The 17,576-nt window shown below is 73.1% G+C and carries 16 protein-coding genes; 7 read left to right on the top strand and 9 right to left on the bottom strand.

Annotation, left to right across the window (positions count from 1 at the left end):
- Positions 1 to 53 precede the first annotated feature (53 nt).
- On the bottom strand, positions 54 to 1,310 hold the full coding sequence (locus IO33_RS0125310; RefSeq protein ID WP_051926944.1) for an NADH-ubiquinone oxidoreductase-F iron-sulfur binding region domain-containing protein: 1,257 nt from the start codon (positions 1,308 to 1,310) through the stop codon (positions 54 to 56).
- A complete protein-coding gene (locus IO33_RS0125305; protein ID WP_031168909.1) occupies positions 1,307 to 1,735 on the bottom strand; it encodes a hypothetical protein in 429 nt (142 codons plus the stop codon). The genes IO33_RS0125310 and IO33_RS0125305 overlap by 4 nt, the downstream gene beginning before the upstream one ends.
- Before the next feature lie 469 nt (positions 1,736 to 2,204).
- Between IO33_RS0125305 and IO33_RS0125300 the strand changes: the two genes are divergently transcribed.
- The 7 genes from IO33_RS0125300 to IO33_RS0125270 all read left to right on the top strand — a co-directional run bounded on the left by IO33_RS0125300 (position 2,205) and on the right by IO33_RS0125270 (position 10,289).
- A complete protein-coding gene (locus IO33_RS0125300) occupies positions 2,205 to 3,380 on the top strand; it encodes an aromatic ring-hydroxylating oxygenase subunit alpha (protein ID WP_051926943.1) in 1,176 nt (391 codons plus the stop codon).
- Positions 3,381 to 3,552: 172 nt separating this feature from the next.
- Positions 3,553 to 4,677: a polyamine ABC transporter substrate-binding protein gene (locus IO33_RS0125295; protein ID WP_245235882.1), complete on the top strand. Its 1,125-nt coding sequence runs from the start codon at positions 3,553 to 3,555 to the stop codon at positions 4,675 to 4,677.
- 1 nt (position 4,678) lies between these two features.
- On the top strand, positions 4,679 to 5,572 hold the full coding sequence (locus IO33_RS0125290) for an ABC transporter permease (RefSeq protein ID WP_031168906.1): 894 nt from the start codon (positions 4,679 to 4,681) through the stop codon (positions 5,570 to 5,572).
- Positions 5,569 to 6,450, top strand: a complete 882-nt coding sequence (locus tag IO33_RS0125285) for an ABC transporter permease (protein WP_078963883.1) — start codon at positions 5,569 to 5,571, stop codon at positions 6,448 to 6,450. The genes IO33_RS0125290 and IO33_RS0125285 overlap by 4 nt, the downstream gene beginning before the upstream one ends.
- A 3-nt stretch (positions 6,451 to 6,453) precedes the next feature.
- A complete protein-coding gene (locus IO33_RS0125280) occupies positions 6,454 to 7,524 on the top strand; it encodes an ABC transporter ATP-binding protein (RefSeq protein WP_031168902.1) in 1,071 nt (356 codons plus the stop codon).
- Positions 7,525 to 7,549: 25 nt separating this feature from the next.
- Positions 7,550 to 8,863, top strand: coding sequence for a flavin monoamine oxidase family protein (locus IO33_RS0125275; protein WP_031168900.1), 1,314 nt, complete (start codon positions 7,550 to 7,552; stop codon positions 8,861 to 8,863).
- The gene (locus IO33_RS0125270; RefSeq protein ID WP_031168898.1) at positions 8,856 to 10,289 is read left to right on the top strand and encodes an aminobutyraldehyde dehydrogenase; all 1,434 of its coding nucleotides are present in this window, start codon (positions 8,856 to 8,858) and stop codon (positions 10,287 to 10,289) included. The genes IO33_RS0125275 and IO33_RS0125270 overlap by 8 nt, the downstream gene beginning before the upstream one ends.
- Here IO33_RS0125270 and IO33_RS0125265 read toward each other — a convergent pair.
- From IO33_RS0125265 to IO33_RS0125235, 7 genes are all read right to left on the bottom strand, one after another.
- Positions 10,279 to 10,701 carry an SRPBCC family protein gene (locus tag IO33_RS0125265; protein WP_051926942.1) on the bottom strand — a complete coding sequence of 141 codons (423 nt, stop codon included), beginning with the start codon at positions 10,699 to 10,701 and terminating at the stop codon, positions 10,279 to 10,281. The genes IO33_RS0125270 and IO33_RS0125265 overlap by 11 nt on opposite strands.
- A complete protein-coding gene (locus tag IO33_RS0125260) occupies positions 10,698 to 11,165 on the bottom strand; it encodes a MarR family winged helix-turn-helix transcriptional regulator (protein WP_051926941.1) in 468 nt (155 codons plus the stop codon). Before IO33_RS0125260 ends, IO33_RS0125265 begins: the two co-directional genes overlap by 4 nt.
- Positions 11,166 to 11,252: 87 nt before the next feature.
- Positions 11,253 to 12,485 carry an FAD-dependent oxidoreductase gene (locus IO33_RS0125255; RefSeq protein ID WP_031168891.1) on the bottom strand — a complete coding sequence of 411 codons (1,233 nt, stop codon included), beginning with the start codon at positions 12,483 to 12,485 and terminating at the stop codon, positions 11,253 to 11,255.
- Between the two features lie 101 nt (positions 12,486 to 12,586).
- A complete protein-coding gene (locus tag IO33_RS0125250) occupies positions 12,587 to 13,762 on the bottom strand; it encodes an XdhC family protein (protein ID WP_031168889.1) in 1,176 nt (391 codons plus the stop codon).
- The gene (locus IO33_RS0125245) at positions 13,755 to 15,893 is read right to left on the bottom strand and encodes a xanthine dehydrogenase family protein molybdopterin-binding subunit (RefSeq protein ID WP_031168887.1); all 2,139 of its coding nucleotides are present in this window, start codon (positions 15,891 to 15,893) and stop codon (positions 13,755 to 13,757) included. The genes IO33_RS0125250 and IO33_RS0125245 overlap by 8 nt, the downstream gene beginning before the upstream one ends.
- Positions 15,890 to 16,882 carry an FAD binding domain-containing protein gene (locus IO33_RS0125240; protein ID WP_031168886.1) on the bottom strand — a complete coding sequence of 331 codons (993 nt, stop codon included), beginning with the start codon at positions 16,880 to 16,882 and terminating at the stop codon, positions 15,890 to 15,892. The genes IO33_RS0125245 and IO33_RS0125240 overlap by 4 nt, the downstream gene beginning before the upstream one ends.
- Entirely contained in the window at positions 16,879 to 17,460 is a 582-nt protein-coding gene (locus IO33_RS0125235; RefSeq protein ID WP_031168883.1) for a (2Fe-2S)-binding protein, read from the bottom strand. Before IO33_RS0125235 ends, IO33_RS0125240 begins: the two co-directional genes overlap by 4 nt.
- Between the last annotated feature and the right edge of the window lie 116 nt (positions 17,461 to 17,576).

Raw genomic sequence — 17,576 nt, 5'->3', positions numbered from 1 at the left:
GGTCCTTTCGGGAGCGCGGGCTTCGGGGCGTGGCGTCGCGGGGAGTTGAGGGGTCAGGGCACGGTCACCGTGAACCGGCGGCCGTCGTCGGCCACCACGTGGGTGCACGCCGGGCAGCCGGAGCCGTGCCGGGCGCCGATGCGGTCGGGGAAGTGGGTGAGGAGGGTGGCGACGATGCGGGTGGCCGCGTCGAGGAGCCCGCAGGCCCCGCGCCCGGGCAGCTGCCGCGACCAGCGGTGCAGCTTCTCGGCCGGGTCCTCGCCCGCCTCGCCGCGTGCGACGGCCGTGAGGGTGCCGGCCAGCGCTCCGGTTCCGGAGACGCACACGCCGCACTGCCGGGCGCTCTGTGCCGCGAGGTAGGCGGTGGCCTCGGCGGCGGTGGCCACCGGGCAGTCCTGTGGGTGCAGGAAGTGCAGCGCCCCGCAGCCGAGCGCTGCGCCGGCGGCCTTCAGCCGGTCGTGGTCGAGCGGCAGGTCCGTCCAGCCGGGGCCGTACAGCCCGCCGAAGAGGCCGCCGAGGAGGACCGCCTCGGCCGTGCCGTGCCCGCACAGGTCGGCGAGGGCCTTCAGATGGGTGCCGAAGGGTGCCTCGACGAGTGCGGCGTCGGTGCCTCCCGGTCCCGAGAGCGTGACCAGATGGGCGGCGGCGACGGCCGCCGCGGCGTCGGGGCACGCGTGCATCAGCGCGATCCGTGCCAGTGTCTCCACGTTGGCGACGAGCGTGGGGGCGCCGCCGACCCCTGCCTCGAAGGGGCGCGGGGGCTTCGCCGTGGGCAGCGCCGGACCGCCGTCGATGCGTCGTACGACCGCGGACTCCTCCCCCGCCACGTAGGCGGGGTGCGTCCGTACGACGTCGACGCGCAGGGCGGCGGGGCGCTCGGCGAGGGCGTTACGGACGGCCTGCTCGGCGAGGGGGTCCGAGAGGTAGACGCAGCCGTGTCCGGCACCGGTCAGGGCCGCGGCCAGCCGCAGGCCGTCCAGGACCAGGTGCGGCCGGTGGCGCAGCAGCCACCGGTCCTTGACCGAGCCGGGCTCGCCCTCCTCGCCGTTGGCGACGACGACGGCCCGGCCGGGTGCGTCGCGGACGGCGCGCAGCTTCACGGCGGCGGGGAAGCCGGCACCGCCGCGGCCCCGCAGTCCGAGGCCGGCGATCCGGTCGAGCAGTCGGTCCCGCGAGGTCAGCGGCGTGTACCCGCCGGTGGCGAGGTAGCGGGCGAGGTCCTCGACCCCTTGGTGCGGCTCGTCGCCGAACACCGGTGAGACGAGCAGGCCGGGCTGTCCTTCGGGGAGAAGGGAGCGGACGCCGGTCATACGGTCCTCCTGGGCTCGGTGTGGCCGCGGTGGGTGGGACGGCTGCGGGCGCTCAGCCGGGCCAGCGCCTCTTCCAGCTCCCGCCGCTGCACGGCCGTTCGGGCGTAGGCGGTGCCGGGCAGGCCGATCAGCATGCGGTGGTGGTCGAGGACGACCTCACCGGCCACCAGCGCCGGCCGGGGATCGGCCGCGGCGGGTCCCGCCGCGGCCCCGACGACCAGGTCGGTGACTTCGCGGAGGTAGCGCAGCCAACTGCCCTGGGTGCCGCGCAGCACCAGCCGCTGGACGCGGTGGCGCTCGGCGGCGACCAGTGCCGGGGGCGGGTGGCCGTCCGCGGGGTCCCGGAGGGCGGCCACCGCGGCGGGCAGTTCCTGTTCGGGCTCCGGCGTGAGGCCGAGCCATACCAGACGTCGGCGAGCGCTCATGCGTGCCTCCTGGGTCGCACCGTGTCCGGACGGCCCGGAACGGGGTGGCGCGGCGAGGGCGGGGTCGGGAGGGAGGTGCTCCGGCGCCCGGGTGAGAGGGGCGGGGAAGCGGGTGCGGGGTGCAGGCGCCGGGGCCGTGCACGCGTGGACAGCGGGTGTCCCAAGCGGTGCGAGGTGACTGGCCGGAGCCGTGCACCGCCCGGACCGGGGTGTCCGGAATCGGACGCCTGGGGGCGCGGATCGGGATGCGCGGGTGGTCCGGGAGCGCGCTGCGGGCCCGGGCCTTCCGCCTGCCACGACACTAACTAACTAATTAGTCAGCCCACAAGTCTTGACTTGGCGCCACCCCGGACGCACTCTGACTAACCAATTAGTCAGCCGGATCCCGGCAGGTCGGAAGGCCTGGACCTGCCCATTTCCCCGGCGTAGCCTCACCGCCCATCGCCGCCGCGGCGCGGAGGAGGATCCCATGCACCCCACGCCCACCCGGCCGGCCGCCGGCACCGCCGATGCACCGGAGCCGCCCCCCGAGCAGCCCGGGGAAGCACTGCCGGCCCGCTACTACACGGATCCGGCCATCGCCGAGGCCGAGACCGAGCACATCTTCGCCCGGTCCTGGCAGCTCGTCTGCCACGAGTCCGACCTCCCCGGCCCCGGCGCCCGGCTGACCGCCACCGCAGCCGGCCGGGAGGTCCTGGTGGTCCGGACCGAGGACGGCGGCCTCGCCGCCCACCTCAACGTCTGCCGGCACCGTGGCACCCGCCTGGTCACCGCACCCGAGCCGGCCGGCAAGGCGATCCGCTGCCCGTACCACGGCTGGACCTACAAGCTGGACGGACGCCTCGTCGGCGCCCCCGAGGCACGGCGGATCCCCTGCCTGGACAAGCCCCGGCTCGGCCTGCACCCGGTGAACGTGGAGTCGTTCCTGGGATTCGTCTTCGTCAACCTCGACATGGAGGCGACGCCACTCGCCGAATCCTGCAAGGGCCTCGCCGAGGCCGTGGGCCGCTACGCCGGGGCGGACCTCGTCCCCGTCGGCAAGCACCGCATCCACGACCTGTCCGGCGGCGAGCAGCAGAACGCCAACTGGAAGGTGATCGTCGACAACTACCTGGAGGGGTACCACGTCCCCGTGGCCCACCCCGCGCTCATGCGGCTGCTCGACTACCAGGCGTACACGGTGGACGTGCAGGAGCACTACGTGCTGTTCGAGTCACCGCTGCGCGACAAGCCCTCCTCGAACTGGACCGAGCGGCTCTACCAGCGGCTGGCGGCCCCGATGCCGGGGCTGGCCGAGGCCGACCGGCGGGTGTGGCGGTACGCCGTGATCTACCCGAACACGCTCATCGACTTCTACCCTGACCACGTGCTCGCCTGGACCGCCCTGCCCACCGCCCAGGACCGGGCGGCGATCCCCGGCGCCTTCTACACCAAGCACGGGGAGAGCGTCCGCACCCGGCTGGCCCGGCGGCTGAACATCCACATCGGCTGGGTCACCAACGACGAGGACGCCGAGCTGGTGGAGCGGGTCCAGGCCGGGCTGACGACGCCCGGTTTCGAACCGGGGCCGCTGTCGCAGCGTGAGGCCGCTGTCGGCTGGTTCGCCCGCCGGGTCCGGGACGACCTGGAGGGCCGCACGCCGTGACGTGCTCCCGCGCGCCCCACACCGTACGTCTCCGGACGGGCTTACCCCTCCCCCGCTGACACACGCTCGCACCCTCCCCAGACCGGTCTTCCCTACGGAGTCAGGGCCTCCGTGAGCCGACCAGCCGGTCCAGCCCTGGAGTTGTGCCGTTCCTCGACGGAGAGGACGTTCCGTGTCCCCCGAGGTACCCCCACCCACCCGACGCGCCATGCTGCGGGCCGGCGCCTGCGGACTGCTGGGCGCCGCGGCCGGCGGCTGCGGGTTCATGCCCGCCAGGACGCCCGACGCCAAGCAGCTCGCCCCGGTCCCGGCGCGCGTCGACGGCGATCTCGTCTACTTCAACTGGGCCGACTACGTCGACCCGGCCGTGTTCAAGGGCTTCGAGAAGGAGTACGGCGTCAGGGTCGTCCAGTCGAACTTCGACTCGATGGAAGGCATGGTCGCCAAGCTCAACGCCGGCAACCGCTACGACGTCGTCTTCCCCTCCGCCAAGTGGGCGCAGCGCCTGGCCCACGCGGGCCGGCTGCGCCGGATAGACCACTCCCAGCTCCCCAACGCGCACGCGATATTCGGCACGTACACCTACTTCGCCGATCCCTGGTACGACCCGGGTTCCGCGCACACCGTCCCGTTCACCGCGTACAAGACCGGCATCGGCTGGCGCCGCGACCGGATCGGCGAACTCACCGGTTCCTGGCGGGACCTGTGGAGCGACAAGGCCCGCGGCAAGGTCTTCCTGCTGGACGACCGCGACGAGGTGCTCGGCATGGGCGCCCTGGAACTCGGCCTGAACGTCAGCACCGGCGACCCCGCTGACCTCGACCGCATCACCTCCCTGCTGAGCACCCTTCGCCCGCGGCTGCGCGGCTTCTCCAGCGACAGCTACAACAACCTGCTCAACGGCAACGCGGTCATGACCCAGGCGTGGAGCGGCGACATGGCCGCCATGCTCAACCAGGCCAAGGATCCGTCGGTGTTCGGCTTCGCGGCCCCCAAGGAGGGCACGCCGATCAACTCCGACTGCTACGCGATCCCCTGGAACGCCCCGCACCCGGGCACCGCGATGCTGTTCATCGACTACATGCTGCGGCCGGAGAACGTGAAGAAGAACATCGAGTACATCGGCTACCCGATGCCGGTGGCCGGCTCCGAGAAGACCTACGCCGACCTGGTCAAGCCCTTCCCCGAGTGCCTCGTCACCGAGGACGAGCTGAAGGGGGACCTGTTCTTCCGCAACGGCAGCCGCACGGCGGAGGACGCCCGCGACACCGCCTGGACCCATGTGAAGGCGGGCTGACATGGCACTGCTCCCCCGCTCCTCGCGCACCCGCCGGCGCGGCGCCGACGGCGACCGCATGTGGACCTGGCTGATGCTGCCCGGCACCCTGTGGATGACCGGGTTCCTCATCGCCTCGCTGGTCCTTGTCGCCGTCCTCGCGGTCGGCACCACCGACGACCTCGGCAACCCGCGCTTCGGTTTCGACCTGGCCGGCGTGCGTGCCCTCGCCGACCCGGCCTACACCGAGGTCCTGGCCCGCTCACTCGGCTACGCCCTGCTGACCTGTGTGATCTGCCTGCTGATCGCCTACCCGGTGGCGTACACCATCGCCCTGCACGGCGGACGGTACAAACACGCGCTGATCGCGGCCATCGTCGTCCCGTTCTTCGCCAACTACCTGGTCCGCATGTACGGCTGGTCGGTGGTCCTCTCCGACGACGGACCGGTGCTGCGCGCCCTGCGCGCCGTCGGGCTGGCCGACGGCGACACGAAGATCCTCAACACCGGTGCGGGTGTGGTCGCCGGGCTCGTCTACGGCTTCGTCGTCTTCATGATCATCCCGTTGTACGCGGCCCTGGAACGCCTGGACGTCTCCCTCATCGAGGCCGGCCGCGACCTGTACGGCGGCCCCGTCCGCACCTTCTTCTTCGTCACCCTGCCCGCCACCCGGCAGGGCGCGGCGGCCGGGCTCGTCCTGGTCTTCCTGCCCGCCATGGGCGACTTCGTCAGCGCACAGCTCATGGGAGGCCCGGACCAGATCATGATCGGCAACCTCATCCAGGACAAGTTCTTCCAGGGCCAGAACTGGCCGCTGGGCTCCGCGCTCACCATGCTGCTGATGCTGGTGCTGCTGGTCGGGATGTTCGGCTATCTGCGGCGCACCCGCAAGGACGAGGCGGAGGCCCGCCGATGACCCTGCTGCGCCTGCCCTCCTCCACCGCTCCCGCGCGCCCGGCGGCCCGGACCCGCACCCGTCGCGGGCGCGCCGACCGCAGACCGCGGATCCTGATCGCCGTCACCGGGCTGTTCTTCGCCCTGCTGTACCTGCCCATCGCCGTGGTGGCCCTGTTCTCCTTCAACTCCAAGAAGTCGCTGACCGTGTTCGGCGGGTTCAGCCTGCGCTGGTACCGCGCCTTCGTCCACGACGACGTGCTGATCTCGTCCCTGGGGACCAGTCTGCGCATCTCCCTGGTGGCGATGGCCGGTTCGGTCGTCCTCGGCGTGGCGCTCGCGCTCGGTCTGGTGCGCTGCCGCACCCGGCTCGGTTCGCTGTCCGGCCTGATCATGCTGGTGCCGCTGATCACGCCGGAGATCGTCACGGGCGTGGCCTCGATGCTGCTGTTCAAGGGCCTGGGCGTGGCCCTGTCGACCGGCACGGTGATGCTCTCGGAGATCACCTTCTCCATCTCCTACGTCACCGTCATCCTGCGCTCCCGGGTCGCGGCGCTGAACCCGGAGGTGGAGGAGGCCGCGATGGACCTGGGCGCCACCCGCTGGCAGGCGGTCCGCCTGGTGACCCTGCCGGCCCTGCTGCCCGCCGTGCTCGCCTCGGCCGTGCTGATCTTCGCGCTCGTCTTCGACGACTTCGTCCTCGCCTACTTCACCACCGGTGTCGACCCCCAGCCGCTGTCGGTGCGGATCTACTCCGCGATCCGCTTCGGGCTGCAGCCCACCATCAACGCCGTCGGCACGCTGATGCTCGCGGGATCCATCTGCCTGATCGCGCTGGCCCTGTTCATCCCGCGCCTCTTCGGCCGCCGCGGCGGCCTCGACATCCTCTCCGGAGAGTGATCCATGGACGCGACCCCCGCCGTCCGGCTCGACGGCGTCTCCAAGCAGTTCGGGGACTCCTACGCCGTCCACCGTCTCGACCTCGACATCGAGGCCGGCCACTTCTTCTCCCTGCTGGGCCCCTCCGGCTGTGGCAAGACCACCTCACTGCGCATGATCGGCGGGTTCAGCGACCCGACCGAGGGTGCGGTGCTGCTCGCCGGTGAGGACGTGACCGCGCTGCCGCCGAACAAGCGCAACGTCAACACCGTCTTCCAGAGCTACGCGCTGTTCGACCATCTGAGCGTCGCCGACAACGTCGGCTTCGGCCTCAAGCGCACGGGCGTCGCCAAGGCCGAGCTCCGCCAGCGGGTCGGCGAGATGCTGGAGCTGGTCCAGCTCTCCGGCCTCGCCGACCGCAAGCCCCGTACCCTCTCCGGCGGCCAGCGCCAGCGCGTCGCCCTCGCCCGAGCGCTCGTCAACCGTCCGGCCGTACTGCTCCTGGACGAGCCGCTGGCCGCCCTCGACCTGAAGCTGCGCCGGCAGATGCAGGTCGAACTCAAGCAGATCCAGCGCGAGGTCGGCATCACGTTCGTCTTCGTCACCCACGACCAGGACGAGGCGCTGACCATGTCCGACCGGATCGCCGTGATGAACGCGGGCCGCATCGAGCAGTGCGGCACCCCCGAGGACGTCTACGAGCATCCGGCCAGCCGGTTCGTGGCCTCCTTCATGGGCACCTCGAACCTGATGGGCGGCACCTACCGGGGCGGTGAGGTCGCCCTGGACGGCGGGCCCGCCCTGCCGGTCGGCGCACGGCCCGGCATCGCGGACGGCACCGCCGTCAGCGTCTCCGTACGCCCCGAGAAGATCTGGCTGTCGGACTTCGAACCAGGCATGTCGATACTGAGCGGAGTGATCCGCGAGACCGTCTACAGCGGCCCGACCACCACGTACCTGATCGAGCTCGCCCCCGGCGTCACGCTGTCCGTGCTGGAGCAGAACACGGCCCGCGCCCGCATGGAGGACCGCTGGAGCGGTGGCGAGACGGTGGAGTTCGGCTGGCGGCCCGAACACTGCCTGGTCCTGGCCTGACACCCCGTACAGGAGAGCGAAACCGATGCATCACGACGTGATCGTGCTCGGGGCGGGGCTCGCCGGCCTCGCCGCCGCCCGGGACCTCGCCGCCGCGGGCACCGACGTACTCGTCCTGGAGGCGCGGGACCGCGTCGGCGGCCGGGTCGAGCAGACCCGCACCCCCGACGGCCGCACCGTGCAGCTGGGCGGCGAAGTGGTCGGCCACGCCCACACCGCGTATCTGCGGCTGGCCGGGGAGCTCGGCCTGGAGCTCGTGCCGAGCTACGTCGCCGAACCCGGCCGCATGACCCGTGCCACCCCGGAGGGTCTCTCGGCGGGCGACCCGCCGCACTGGTTCGGCCCCGGCGACATGGCCCAGCACCAGCAGCTGAGCAAGGAGTTCGGCGAACTCGCCGCCACGGTCGACCCCGACGACCCCTGGTCGCATCCTGAGGCGGACGCCCTGGACCGGCTGTCCGTGGCCGACTGGCTGCGCTCCCGCCACGCCGCACCGGCCGTGGTACGGCTGTGGGACATCGGCCAACTGGCCCTGGCGGGCGGTTCGTACGAGCGGATCTCGCTGCTGGCCGCGCTGCGCAAGAGCGCGGCGGTCCCGGGCACCGGCGACTACGACTACGACGCCTGGGAGGGGCTGCGGCTGGCGGCGGGCTCCGCCACCCTCGCCGAGGTCGTGGGCCGCGAGCTGGGCCCGCGCATCCGCCTCGGCTCGGCCGTCGCCGCGCTGGACGTCCGCCCCGGGCGCTGCGCCGTGCGGCTGGTCACGGGTGAGGTCCTCACCGCGGCGGCCGTGGTGAGCGCATTGCCGGTGGGACCGCTGCGGTCGGTCGCCGTCACCGGTGTGAGCGACGCCCGCCTGGCCTCGCTGCACCGGCAGCGGCAGGCGACGGCCGCGAAGTTCGCCGCCGTGTACGACCGTCCTTTCTGGCGCGCCGACGGCCTGAACGGCCTGTCCGAGACGGAAGGGGTCCTGGGCAGCACCTGGCCGCAGAACGAGGGCGTGCTGTCGGCGCTGATCCCGCCCGAGCGCTACGGCGTGCTGCTGGGCACCCCGCCCCAGCTGCGCACGCCGGAGCTGCTCGCCGAGATGGCCGCGCTGTTCGGCGACGAGGCACTGCGACCGGCCGCCTGTCATCTGCGGCTGTGGGGCACCGACCCGTGGACCCAGGGCTATGTCACCCAGTGGCCGCCGGGCGAGGTGATGGCGGTCGGCCCGCTGCACGGCACGCATGAACCACCGTTCTACGTCTGCGGCTCCGACCAGTGGGTCGCCGGATACATGGAGGGCGCGGTCCGCACCGGTCGCGCCGCCGCCGAGGAGGCACTGCGCCGTGGCTGACACCGACCGCCTCACCACGCTGCGGAACCACATCGGCGGCCAGGACGTCCCGGCCGCCTCCGGGGCCACCCTGCGACTGATCGACCCCGCGAGCGGACTCCGGCACGGGCTGGCCCCGCTCTCCGGGGGCGAGGACGTGGACGCGGCCTGCCGGGCGGCTCAGCGGGCCTTCGACGGCTGGTCGGCCACGACGCCCGCACAGCGTCAGACGGCCCTGCTGCGCATCGCCGGCTCCCTGGAGCGGCAGGCCGACGCGGTGGCGGACGCCGAGGTGACCGACACGGGCAAGCCCCGGGTGCTGTTCCTCACGGACGAACTGCCTGCGATCGTGGACGTGCTGCGGTACTTCGCCGGGGCCTCCCGGAATCTGCCGGGCGCCGCGGCGGCCGAGTACACGCCGGGCCGCACCTCCGTGCTGCGCCGCGAGCCCGTCGGGGTCTGCGCCCAGATCACCCCGTGGAACTATCCGCTGATGATGGCCGTGTGGAAGATCGCTCCGGCTCTCGCCGCCGGGAACACGGTCGTGCTCAAACCGTCCGACACCACGCCGTCCTCAGCCGTCCTCCTGGCCCGGCTGGCCGCCGAGCACCTGCCGGGCGGTGTGCTCAACGTCGTCTGCGGCGACCGTGACACCGGGCGCTCCCTGGTGTCCCATCCGTTCGTCCGGCTGGTGGCCGTCACGGGCAGTGTGCGCGCCGGGCGGGAGATCGCCACCGCGGCGGCGGCCGATCTCAAGCGGCTGCACCTGGAACTCGGTGGCAACGCACCGGTGCTGATCCACAAGGACGCCGATGTCGAGGACGCGGTCGCGCAGTTGTCGTCGCTGGCCTTCTACAACGCGGGGCAGGACTGCACGGCGGCCACCAGGATCCTCGTCGACGGCCGGATCCACGACACCTTTCTGGCCGCCTTCGCCGAACGGGCCGCAGGGCGCCGGACCGGAGGCCCCGACGACGAACTCGCCGACTTCGGACCTCTCGCCAGCCAGGCTCAACTCACCTCCGTCACCGACCTGTTGGCCCGCCTTCCGGGCCACGCCGAGGTGGTCGCCGGCGGCAGGCCGCTGGACCGCCCCGGCTGCTTCCACGCCGCGACGGTGATCGCCGGGGTCCGGCAGGAGGACGAGATCGTGCAGAGCGAGGTGTTCGGCCCGGTCGTCACCGTCCAGCCCTTCGCCGACGAGGCCGAGGCGTTCCGGCTGGCGAACGGGGTTCCCCAGGGGCTGGCCGCGAGTGTCTGGACCCGCGACCACGACCGGGCCATGCGCGCGAGCCGGGCGCTGCACACCGGCATCGTCTGGGTCAACACACATGGCACGACGGTCTCGGAGATGCCGCACGGGGGCGTGGGCCACTCGGGTTACGGCAGCGATCTCTCCCTTGCCGGCCTGCTGGACTACACGCAGGTCAAACACGTCATGCTGTGACGTCGGCCGGCCCGGTCTCAAGGATCTCCTTGAGGGCGGCGAGTTCGGTGTCGACCAGGTCGGTCTGCTCCTTGAAGACGGAGTCGGTGAGCGACGGCGGCCGGTGAAAGGTCATCATGAACTCGGCGCCGTCGCCGTTGGGGACCACCCGGGCCGGCACCCGCCAGGAGGCGGTGTCGTCGTTGAAGTCGTGGTCGAGGATGCCGTACTCGGCGTCGGCGCGCAGGCGCAGCCTGGCCGGGCCCTGCGGGGTGGACATGCGCCACCAGTCGGGGTCGTCGGTGGGCTCGATGGACCGGACGTTGACGACGGCCCACCGGGGCCAGTTCGCGGGGTCGGCGAGGAAGGCGAAGACCTGCCGCCAAGGGCGGTCGATGCCGACGGTCTTCGTGACGGAGGGGCTGATGCTCATGGTGCGCTTCTTTCAGGTGTGTCGGGCGGCGCCGCGGGGTGGGCCTCGCCGATCAGACGCCGGATCCACTCCTCCAGCTGTCGGCGCTGACCGGGGTCGAGCGAGCCGAAGTAGTAGGCGTCGTTGCGGTCGGCCAGCTCCGCCAGCACCGGGACGAGGGCCTGCCCCCGGCCGGTCAGTACGAGCCGGACCGTGCGCCGGGAGGCGGGGTCGGGTTCGCGGCGGACGAGGTCCTTGGCCGCGAGGCGGTCGACCAGGCGGGAGACGGCGCCGGGATCGATGTCCATGTGGGCGGCCACGGCCTTGGTGGTGTCATGGCCGTGGAACACGCTGACCATCACCCCCCACTGGGAGACGGTGACGTCATGCCGGCCGAGTTCGGCCTCGAACCGGCTGTGGACCTCGTCGGACAGGCGACGGAGCCAGTAGCCGAGGTGGTCGTGGAGTCCGCTGATCGTGGTCACTCACCCATCATTGTTGCCGTGACAACTCTTGTCAAGACAACACTGGGGCCTGCGCACGGAGAGCGGTCGGTCCCGTGACCGCTCCGGCTACCGGACGGCCGCGGCGGGCGGGCGCTCGCGCAGGGCGCCGTAGGCGACGAAGTACGCGGGCAGCCGGCGGACCCATCGCGACCCGGCGAGCAGGCGGGCCACGCGCCGGGCCCGGTCCGCACTCCCGAGGGGCGGGCGGCCCTGCAGGACGGGTGCGATGAAGCGGGCGTGGGCCGCGCGCTGGAGCGCCTGCGTGGCGACCGTGGTGGGACGGCGGCGGCGCTGCACCCGGTGGACGTCACGCGGACTCACGCTTCCCCGGCGCAGCGGCCCGGTGAGGTAGCGGGCGGCGGCGACGGCGTCCTGCACCGCGAGGTTGATCCCGATGCCGAAGACCGGGGACATGGCGTGCGCGGCGTCGCCGATGCACAGCAGGCCGGGGCGGTGCCAGCGGCGCAGCCGGTCCAGGCGCACGTCGAGCAGTTTCACCTCGTCCCACGAGCGCACGGCGTGCACGCGGTCGGCCGCCCATGGCGCGGCGGCGGCGAACTCGGCCAGGAAACGGTCGAGGCCGGCGGCGCGGCGCTGGGCGTTCGTGCCCTTGGGGATGAGTCCGGCGCACTGCCAGTAGTCGCCGCGGTCGATCATCGCCGTCAGGAAGCGGTCACCGGCCGCGCCGACGAGTCCCTGCGGATCGCCTTCCTTGCGTGGCAGCCGGAACCACCAGGCGTCCATCGGGCAGGTGAAGCCGTGCAGCCCCAGTTCCGGGCGGGCACGGGCCAGCGATCCCCGGCCGTCGCAGGCGACGGTGAGGACGGCGCGCAACGCGCCGGTGCGGCCGTCACCGGTGCGGTAGCGCACTCCGGTCACCCGGCCGGATTCGACCAGGAAGCCGGTCGCCTCGGTGCTCATGCGCAGATGGAAGCAGGGCTCGCGCCGGGCCTCGTCCGCGAGCAGGTCCAGCAGGTCCCACTGGGGCACCATGGCCACGTAGTTGTAGGGACCGGGCAGCACCGTCAGGTCCGCGACCGTGACCGTCGAGCGGCCCGTTCCGATCGGCAGCTGGACGGTGCGTACGCGACGCTGCGGCAGCCGGGCGAAACGCTCCGCCAGACCCAGCTCGTCCAGCAGCGCCAGGGTGGAGGGGTGGACGGTGTCGCCGCGGAAGTCGCGCAGGAAGTCGCCGTGCTTCTCCAGGACCGTCACATCGACACCGGCCCTGGCCAGCAGCAGGGCGAGCACCATGCCCGCGGGGCCGCCGCCCACCACACAGCAGGTGGTCTCCTCCATGGCGGTCCCGCCCTTCACGAGAGAAGTAATTCATCCCCTGGTGAATATTGTACTCCCGTGGGTCTGGCACCCGGAGAGCCCGGAACGAGACACCTGCCGAGTCAGGCGGCCGTCGCCCCGCCGCCCTCTCCCGCGTCGCGGTGGATCGGCGTCCCGGAGCCGGTCAGCGGCACGCCCGTGCCGCCCCGCCGGGCGGCGACGATCTCCGCCACGATCGACAGGGCGGTCTCCTCAGGGGTCCGGGCGCCCAGATCGAGGCCGATCGGCGAGCGCAGCCGGGCCAGTTCCGGTCCGGTCAGGCCCTCCGCCCGCAGCCGCCGGTCGCGGTCCTCGTGGGTGCGGCGGGAGCCCATCGCGCCGATGAACGCCGCCGGCCTGCGCAGGGCCTCCTTCAGCAGGGGGACGTCGAACTTCGCGTCGTGGGTGAGGACGCACAGGACCGTACGGGCGTCGGTCCCGGTGCGCCGCAGGTACCGGTGCGGCCAGTCGACCACGATCTCGTCGGCGTCGGGGAAGCGGGCCCGCGTGGCGAAGACGGGACGGGCGTCGCACACGGTCACGTGATAGCCGAGGAACTTTCCGGCCCGCGCCAGCGCCGCCGCGAAGTCGACGGCGCCGAAGACGATCATGCGGGGCGGGGGCACGTTCGACTCGACCAGCAGGGTCAGGCCGCCGGGGCAGTGCCTGCCTCCCCCGGACTCCGTCCGCGGGGACCCCCGTCCCGCTCCGCTCGCCGAGATGTCCACCGTGCCGGTCCGGCCCGCCTCCAGCAGGGCCCGCGCCTCGGCCGCCGCCGTACGGTCCAGGTCCGGATGGCCGCCGAGGCCGCCTTCGTACGTGCCGTCGGGCCTGACCAGCAGGGCGTGCCCGAGGAGGCCGGCCGGGCCGCGGGCGACCCGGACGAGGGCCGTCGGCTCGTTCCGCGCGGCGGCCGACAGAGCCGACGCCAGGACGGTACCGGCCGCTGCGGCCACCGGTGTGATCAGCACCTCGATCGTCCCGCCGCAGGTCAGCCCCACGGCGAAGGCGTCCTCGTCGCTGTAGCCGAACCGTTCGAGCACGCTGTCACCGGTCCGCAGCGCCTCGCGGCACAGGTCGTACACCGCGCCCTCGACACAGCCGCCGGACACCGAGCCGATGACGGTGCCCGCGCTGTCCACGGCGAGGGCGGCGCCGGGGCCGCGTGGCGCACTGCCGCCGACGGCCACCACCGTGGCCACGGCGAACTCCCGGCCCTCCGCGGCCCACAGGTGCAGCTCCTCGGCGAGGTCAAGCATCCGGCGCCCCCGCGGCGGCCGACAGGACGCGGTCGGGGCGGATGGGCAGGCCGCGGTGGCGTACGCCGGTCGCATGCCAGACGGCGTTGGCGACGGCGGCCGCCGCGCCGACGATGCCGATCTCGCCGATGCCCTTGATGCCGACCGGGTCGGCGGGGTCGGTGTCGTCGATCCAGTCGGCCTCGACGCGGGGTACGTCGGCGTGCGTCGCCACGTGGTAGCCCGCGAGGTCGGCGCCGACGTGGCCGCCCGAGGCGCGGTCCCGGACGGCCTCCTCGTGCAGGGCCATGGAGATGCCCCAGATCATGCCGCCCCGGAGCTGGTTGCGTGCGGTGAGCGGGTTGACGATCCGGCCCGCCGCGAAGACGCCCAGCATGCGCCGCACCCGCACCTCGCCGGTGGCCGTGTCCACCGCGACCTCGGCGAACTGCGCGCCGAACGAGTGCCGTTCGGCGGGGGTGAGGGCGCCGATGGCGGCCGTGGTGTCGGACCGTACCGTGATGCCCTCAGGGGGGATGCCGGTACCGAGGGCCAGCCGTTCGCGCAGTTCGCCGGCCGCGGCCGTGACGGCCCAGGACCAGGAGCGGGTGCCCATGGAACCGCCCGCGATCATCGCCGGCCCGAAGTCACTGTCGCCGATGCGCACCCGGACACGCTCCACGGGCACCCGGAGCGCGTCCGCGGCGACCAGGGTGAGGGCGGTACGGGCCCCGGTGCCGATGTCGGCCGCGGAGATCCGGACGGTGAACGTGCCGTCCGGGTGCGCGGTCGCCGTCGCGGTGGACGGTGCGGCGCCCGAGGGGAAGGAGGCCGCCGCCGTACCCGTGCCGAGCAGCCAGCGGCCGTCCCGGCGCAGTCCGGGGCGCGGGTCCCGGTCCGCCCAGCCGAACCTGCGGGCGCCCTCCCGGAAGCAGGCTGCCAGGTTGCGGCCGGCGAACGGCAGGCCGGAGACCGGGCCCTTGTCGGGTTCGTTGCGCAGGCGCAGCTCGATCGGGTCGATCCCGCACTTCTCGGCGAGTTCGTCGAGGGCCGCCTCCAGCGCGAAGGACCCGGGCGCCTCACCCGGGGCGCGCATCCACGTCGGCGTCGGCACGTCGAGCCGTACGACGCGGTTGGCGGTGTGGTGGGCGTCGGCGTCGTACATCACCCGGGCCACCCCGGCGCTCGGTTCGACGAACTCGTGCACGGTGGAGGTGACGCTGACCGAGCGGTGCTCCAGTGCGCGCAGCCGTCCGTCGGCGTCGGCGCCGAGCCTGACGCGCTGTGTGGTGGGGCTGCGGTAGCCGGCCAGCGAGAACATCTGACGGCGCGTCAGGACGACGCGCACGGGCCGCTGCAGCACGGTCGCCGCCATCACCGCGGCCACCTGGTGGGCGCGGACGCCCTTGCTGCCGAAGCCGCCGCCGACGTGTTCGGAGCGTACGCGCACCGATGCCGGGTCCAGCGAGAAGAGGTTCGCGAGTTCGCCGACGACCCAGGTGGCTCCCTGGTTGGAGTCGATCACCTCCAGCCGGCCGCCGTCCCAGCGGGCGGTCGCCGCGTGCGGTTCCATCGGGTTGTGGTGCTCTTCGGGGGTGGTGTACTCGGCGTCCACGACGACGGCCGAGGAGACCAGTGCAGCGTCGAGATCGCCCTTCTCCGTCACCCCGGGCATGTGGCCGTCCACCGGGTAGGCGTCCGGGCGCCCGCCCGTGAAGTCGATGTCGTGGGGCTCCTGTTCGTAGTGCACCACGAGTGTCTCGGCGGCCTCCCTGGCCTGCTCGGACGTCTCGGCGACGACCAGGGCCACCGGCCAGCCCAGGTGGGGCACCCTGTCGTGCTGGAAGACCGCGCATGTCGGGTCCGGAGGCGTGCCCAGCAGACCGGTGTAGTCGGTGTCGACACGCGGGGCGTTGCGGTGGTCCAGGACGCCGAGGACCCCCGGCATGGCGAGGACGGGGTCGGTGTCGAGGGCGCGGATGCGGCCGCGGGCGACCGTGGACAGCACGAGCCAGCCGTACGCGAGGCCGGCGAACGGCACCTCGCCCGCGTAGCGCGCCGCTCCGGTGACCTTGTCCCTGCCCTCCACCCGGGTGTGGGCGGTGCCGACGGAGGGCGCGTGGGTCCCTGTTCCGGGGGCGACGGTGGTCATCGGGCGGCCTCCTCGGCGAGTTCGGACAGGACGGCCACCACGAGGTTGCGCATGAGGTCCACCTTGTATCCGTTGTGCGGCAGCGGCCGGGCCGCCGCCAGCTCGGCGTCCGCCGCGGCGGCGTAGGTCTCGGCACCGGCCGGCGCACCGGTCAGCACCTGTTCCGCGGCGGCGGCCCGCCACGGACGCGAGGCGACTGCGCCGAGGGCCAGGCGCGCGTCGTGGACGACGCCGTCCCGGACGTCGAGCGCGGCGGCGACCGAGCCGATGGCGAAGGCGTACGAGGCCCGCTCGCGCACCTTGCGGTAGCGGGAGACGGCGGCGACCGGGGCGGGCGGCAGGGTGACGCCGGTGATGAGCGCGCCCGGCGGCAGGGCGGTCTCGCGGTGCGGGGTGTCACCGACGGGCAGGTAGAACGAGGCGAGCGGCAACTCCCCCGGCCCGTCGGCCGTCTCGAAGTGGACGACGGCGTCGAAGGCGGTCAGGGCCACGGCCATGTCCGAGGGGTGTACGGCCACACAGTGGCCGGACGCGCCCAGGATCGCGTGGTTGTGGTGCTCGCCCTCGATCGCGGGGCAACCGCTGCCGGGGACGCGCTTGTTGCACGGCTTGGTGACGTCGGTGAAGTAGCCGCAGCGGGTGCGCTGCAGCAGGTTCCCGCCGACCGTGGCCATGTTGCGCAGCTGCCCCGACGCACCGGCCAGCACCGCCTGGGCCAGGGCGGGGTAACGGCGCCGGATCGCGGGGTCGGCGGCCAGGTCGCCGTTGGTGACGGTGGCGCCGATGCGCAGCCCGCCCTCCGGCGTCGGCTCGATGCGGTCGAGCGGGAGTTCACGGATGTCGATGAGCCGGGCGGGCCGCTCGACACCGGTCTTCATCAGGTCGACGAGGTTGGTGCCGCCGCCGAGGAAGCGGGTGTCCGGATCGGCGCCGAGCAGCGCCACGGCACCGGCGACGTCGGCGGCCCGCTGGTAGTCGAACTCCCTCATGCCACGGCCTCCTCGGCATCCGCCGCGGGCGTGACGCGTCGCTGGGCGGCCGATTCCCCGGCGGCCCGGGCGACCGCCTCGACGATGGAGACGTACGCGCCGCAGCGGCACAGGTTGCCGCTCATCCGCTCCCGGATCTCGTCGGCGGTCAGGGGTGGGGGTCCCGCTTCGGGGCGGACGTCGTTGGTGGCGGCGCTCGGCCACCCCGCCGCGTGTTCCTCGATCATCCCGATCGCCGAACAGATCTGTCCTGGCGTGCAGTAACCGCACTGGTAGCCGTCCAGATCGAGGAATGCCTGCTGCACGGGGTGCAACCGGTCCCCCTCGGCCACGCCTTCGATGGTGGTGATCTCGCGGCCCTCGGCCGCCACGGCCAGCTGCAGGCAGGCGACGGCCCGGCGGCCGTCCAGCAGGACGGTACAGGCACCGCACTGTCCCTGGTCACAGCCCTTTTTGGTGCCGGTCAGATCGAGACGCTCGCGCAGGGCGTCGAGCAGGGTGGTGCGGTGGTCGACGGGCAGTGTGTGCTTCTCTCCGTTGATCTCCAAGGTGATGACACTGGACGTCGATGGGGCCATGAGCTGCTTCTTTCGCGTGGACGGGCCGGTGCCGCGGCGGGCGGCGAAGCGAAGGTGCGAGGTACGGGGACCGAGCAGTGGCGGCCGGCGACTGCCGCGGGGCGGCGTTCGCGGCT

This window comes from Streptomyces durhamensis, from assembly GCF_000725475.1.
Lineage (GTDB): Bacteria > Actinomycetota > Actinomycetes > Streptomycetales > Streptomycetaceae > Streptomyces > Streptomyces filipinensis.
Note: the sequence above shows the minus strand (reverse complement) of the source record. Positions and strands in the feature narration are given on the sequence as shown.

What these genes read in the sequence shown, in the direction of transcription:
- IO33_RS0125310 (WP_051926944.1), bottom strand. Translation starts at nt 1,310, where the DNA reads ATGACCGGCGTCCGCTCCCTTCTCCCCGAAGGACAGCCCGGCCTGCTC.
- IO33_RS0125305 (WP_031168909.1), bottom strand. Translation starts at nt 1,735, where the DNA reads ATGAGCGCTCGCCGACGTCTGGTATGGCTCGGCCTCACGCCGGAGCCC.
- IO33_RS0125300 (WP_051926943.1), top strand. Translation starts at nt 2,205, where the DNA reads ATGCACCCCACGCCCACCCGGCCGGCCGCCGGCACCGCCGATGCACCG.
- IO33_RS0125290 (WP_031168906.1), top strand. Translation starts at nt 4,679, where the DNA reads ATGGCACTGCTCCCCCGCTCCTCGCGCACCCGCCGGCGCGGCGCCGAC.
- IO33_RS0125285 (WP_078963883.1), top strand. Translation starts at nt 5,569, where the DNA reads ATGACCCTGCTGCGCCTGCCCTCCTCCACCGCTCCCGCGCGCCCGGCG.
- IO33_RS0125280 (WP_031168902.1), top strand. Translation starts at nt 6,454, where the DNA reads ATGGACGCGACCCCCGCCGTCCGGCTCGACGGCGTCTCCAAGCAGTTC.
- IO33_RS0125275 (WP_031168900.1), top strand. Translation starts at nt 7,550, where the DNA reads ATGCATCACGACGTGATCGTGCTCGGGGCGGGGCTCGCCGGCCTCGCC.
- IO33_RS0125265 (WP_051926942.1), bottom strand. Translation starts at nt 10,701, where the DNA reads ATGAGCATCAGCCCCTCCGTCACGAAGACCGTCGGCATCGACCGCCCT.
- IO33_RS0125255 (WP_031168891.1), bottom strand. Translation starts at nt 12,485, where the DNA reads ATGGAGGAGACCACCTGCTGTGTGGTGGGCGGCGGCCCCGCGGGCATG.
- IO33_RS0125250 (WP_031168889.1), bottom strand. Translation starts at nt 13,762, where the DNA reads ATGCTTGACCTCGCCGAGGAGCTGCACCTGTGGGCCGCGGAGGGCCGG.
- IO33_RS0125245 (WP_031168887.1), bottom strand. Translation starts at nt 15,893, where the DNA reads ATGACCACCGTCGCCCCCGGAACAGGGACCCACGCGCCCTCCGTCGGC.
- IO33_RS0125240 (WP_031168886.1), bottom strand. Translation starts at nt 16,882, where the DNA reads ATGAGGGAGTTCGACTACCAGCGGGCCGCCGACGTCGCCGGTGCCGTG.
- IO33_RS0125235 (WP_031168883.1), bottom strand. Translation starts at nt 17,460, where the DNA reads ATGGCCCCATCGACGTCCAGTGTCATCACCTTGGAGATCAACGGAGAG.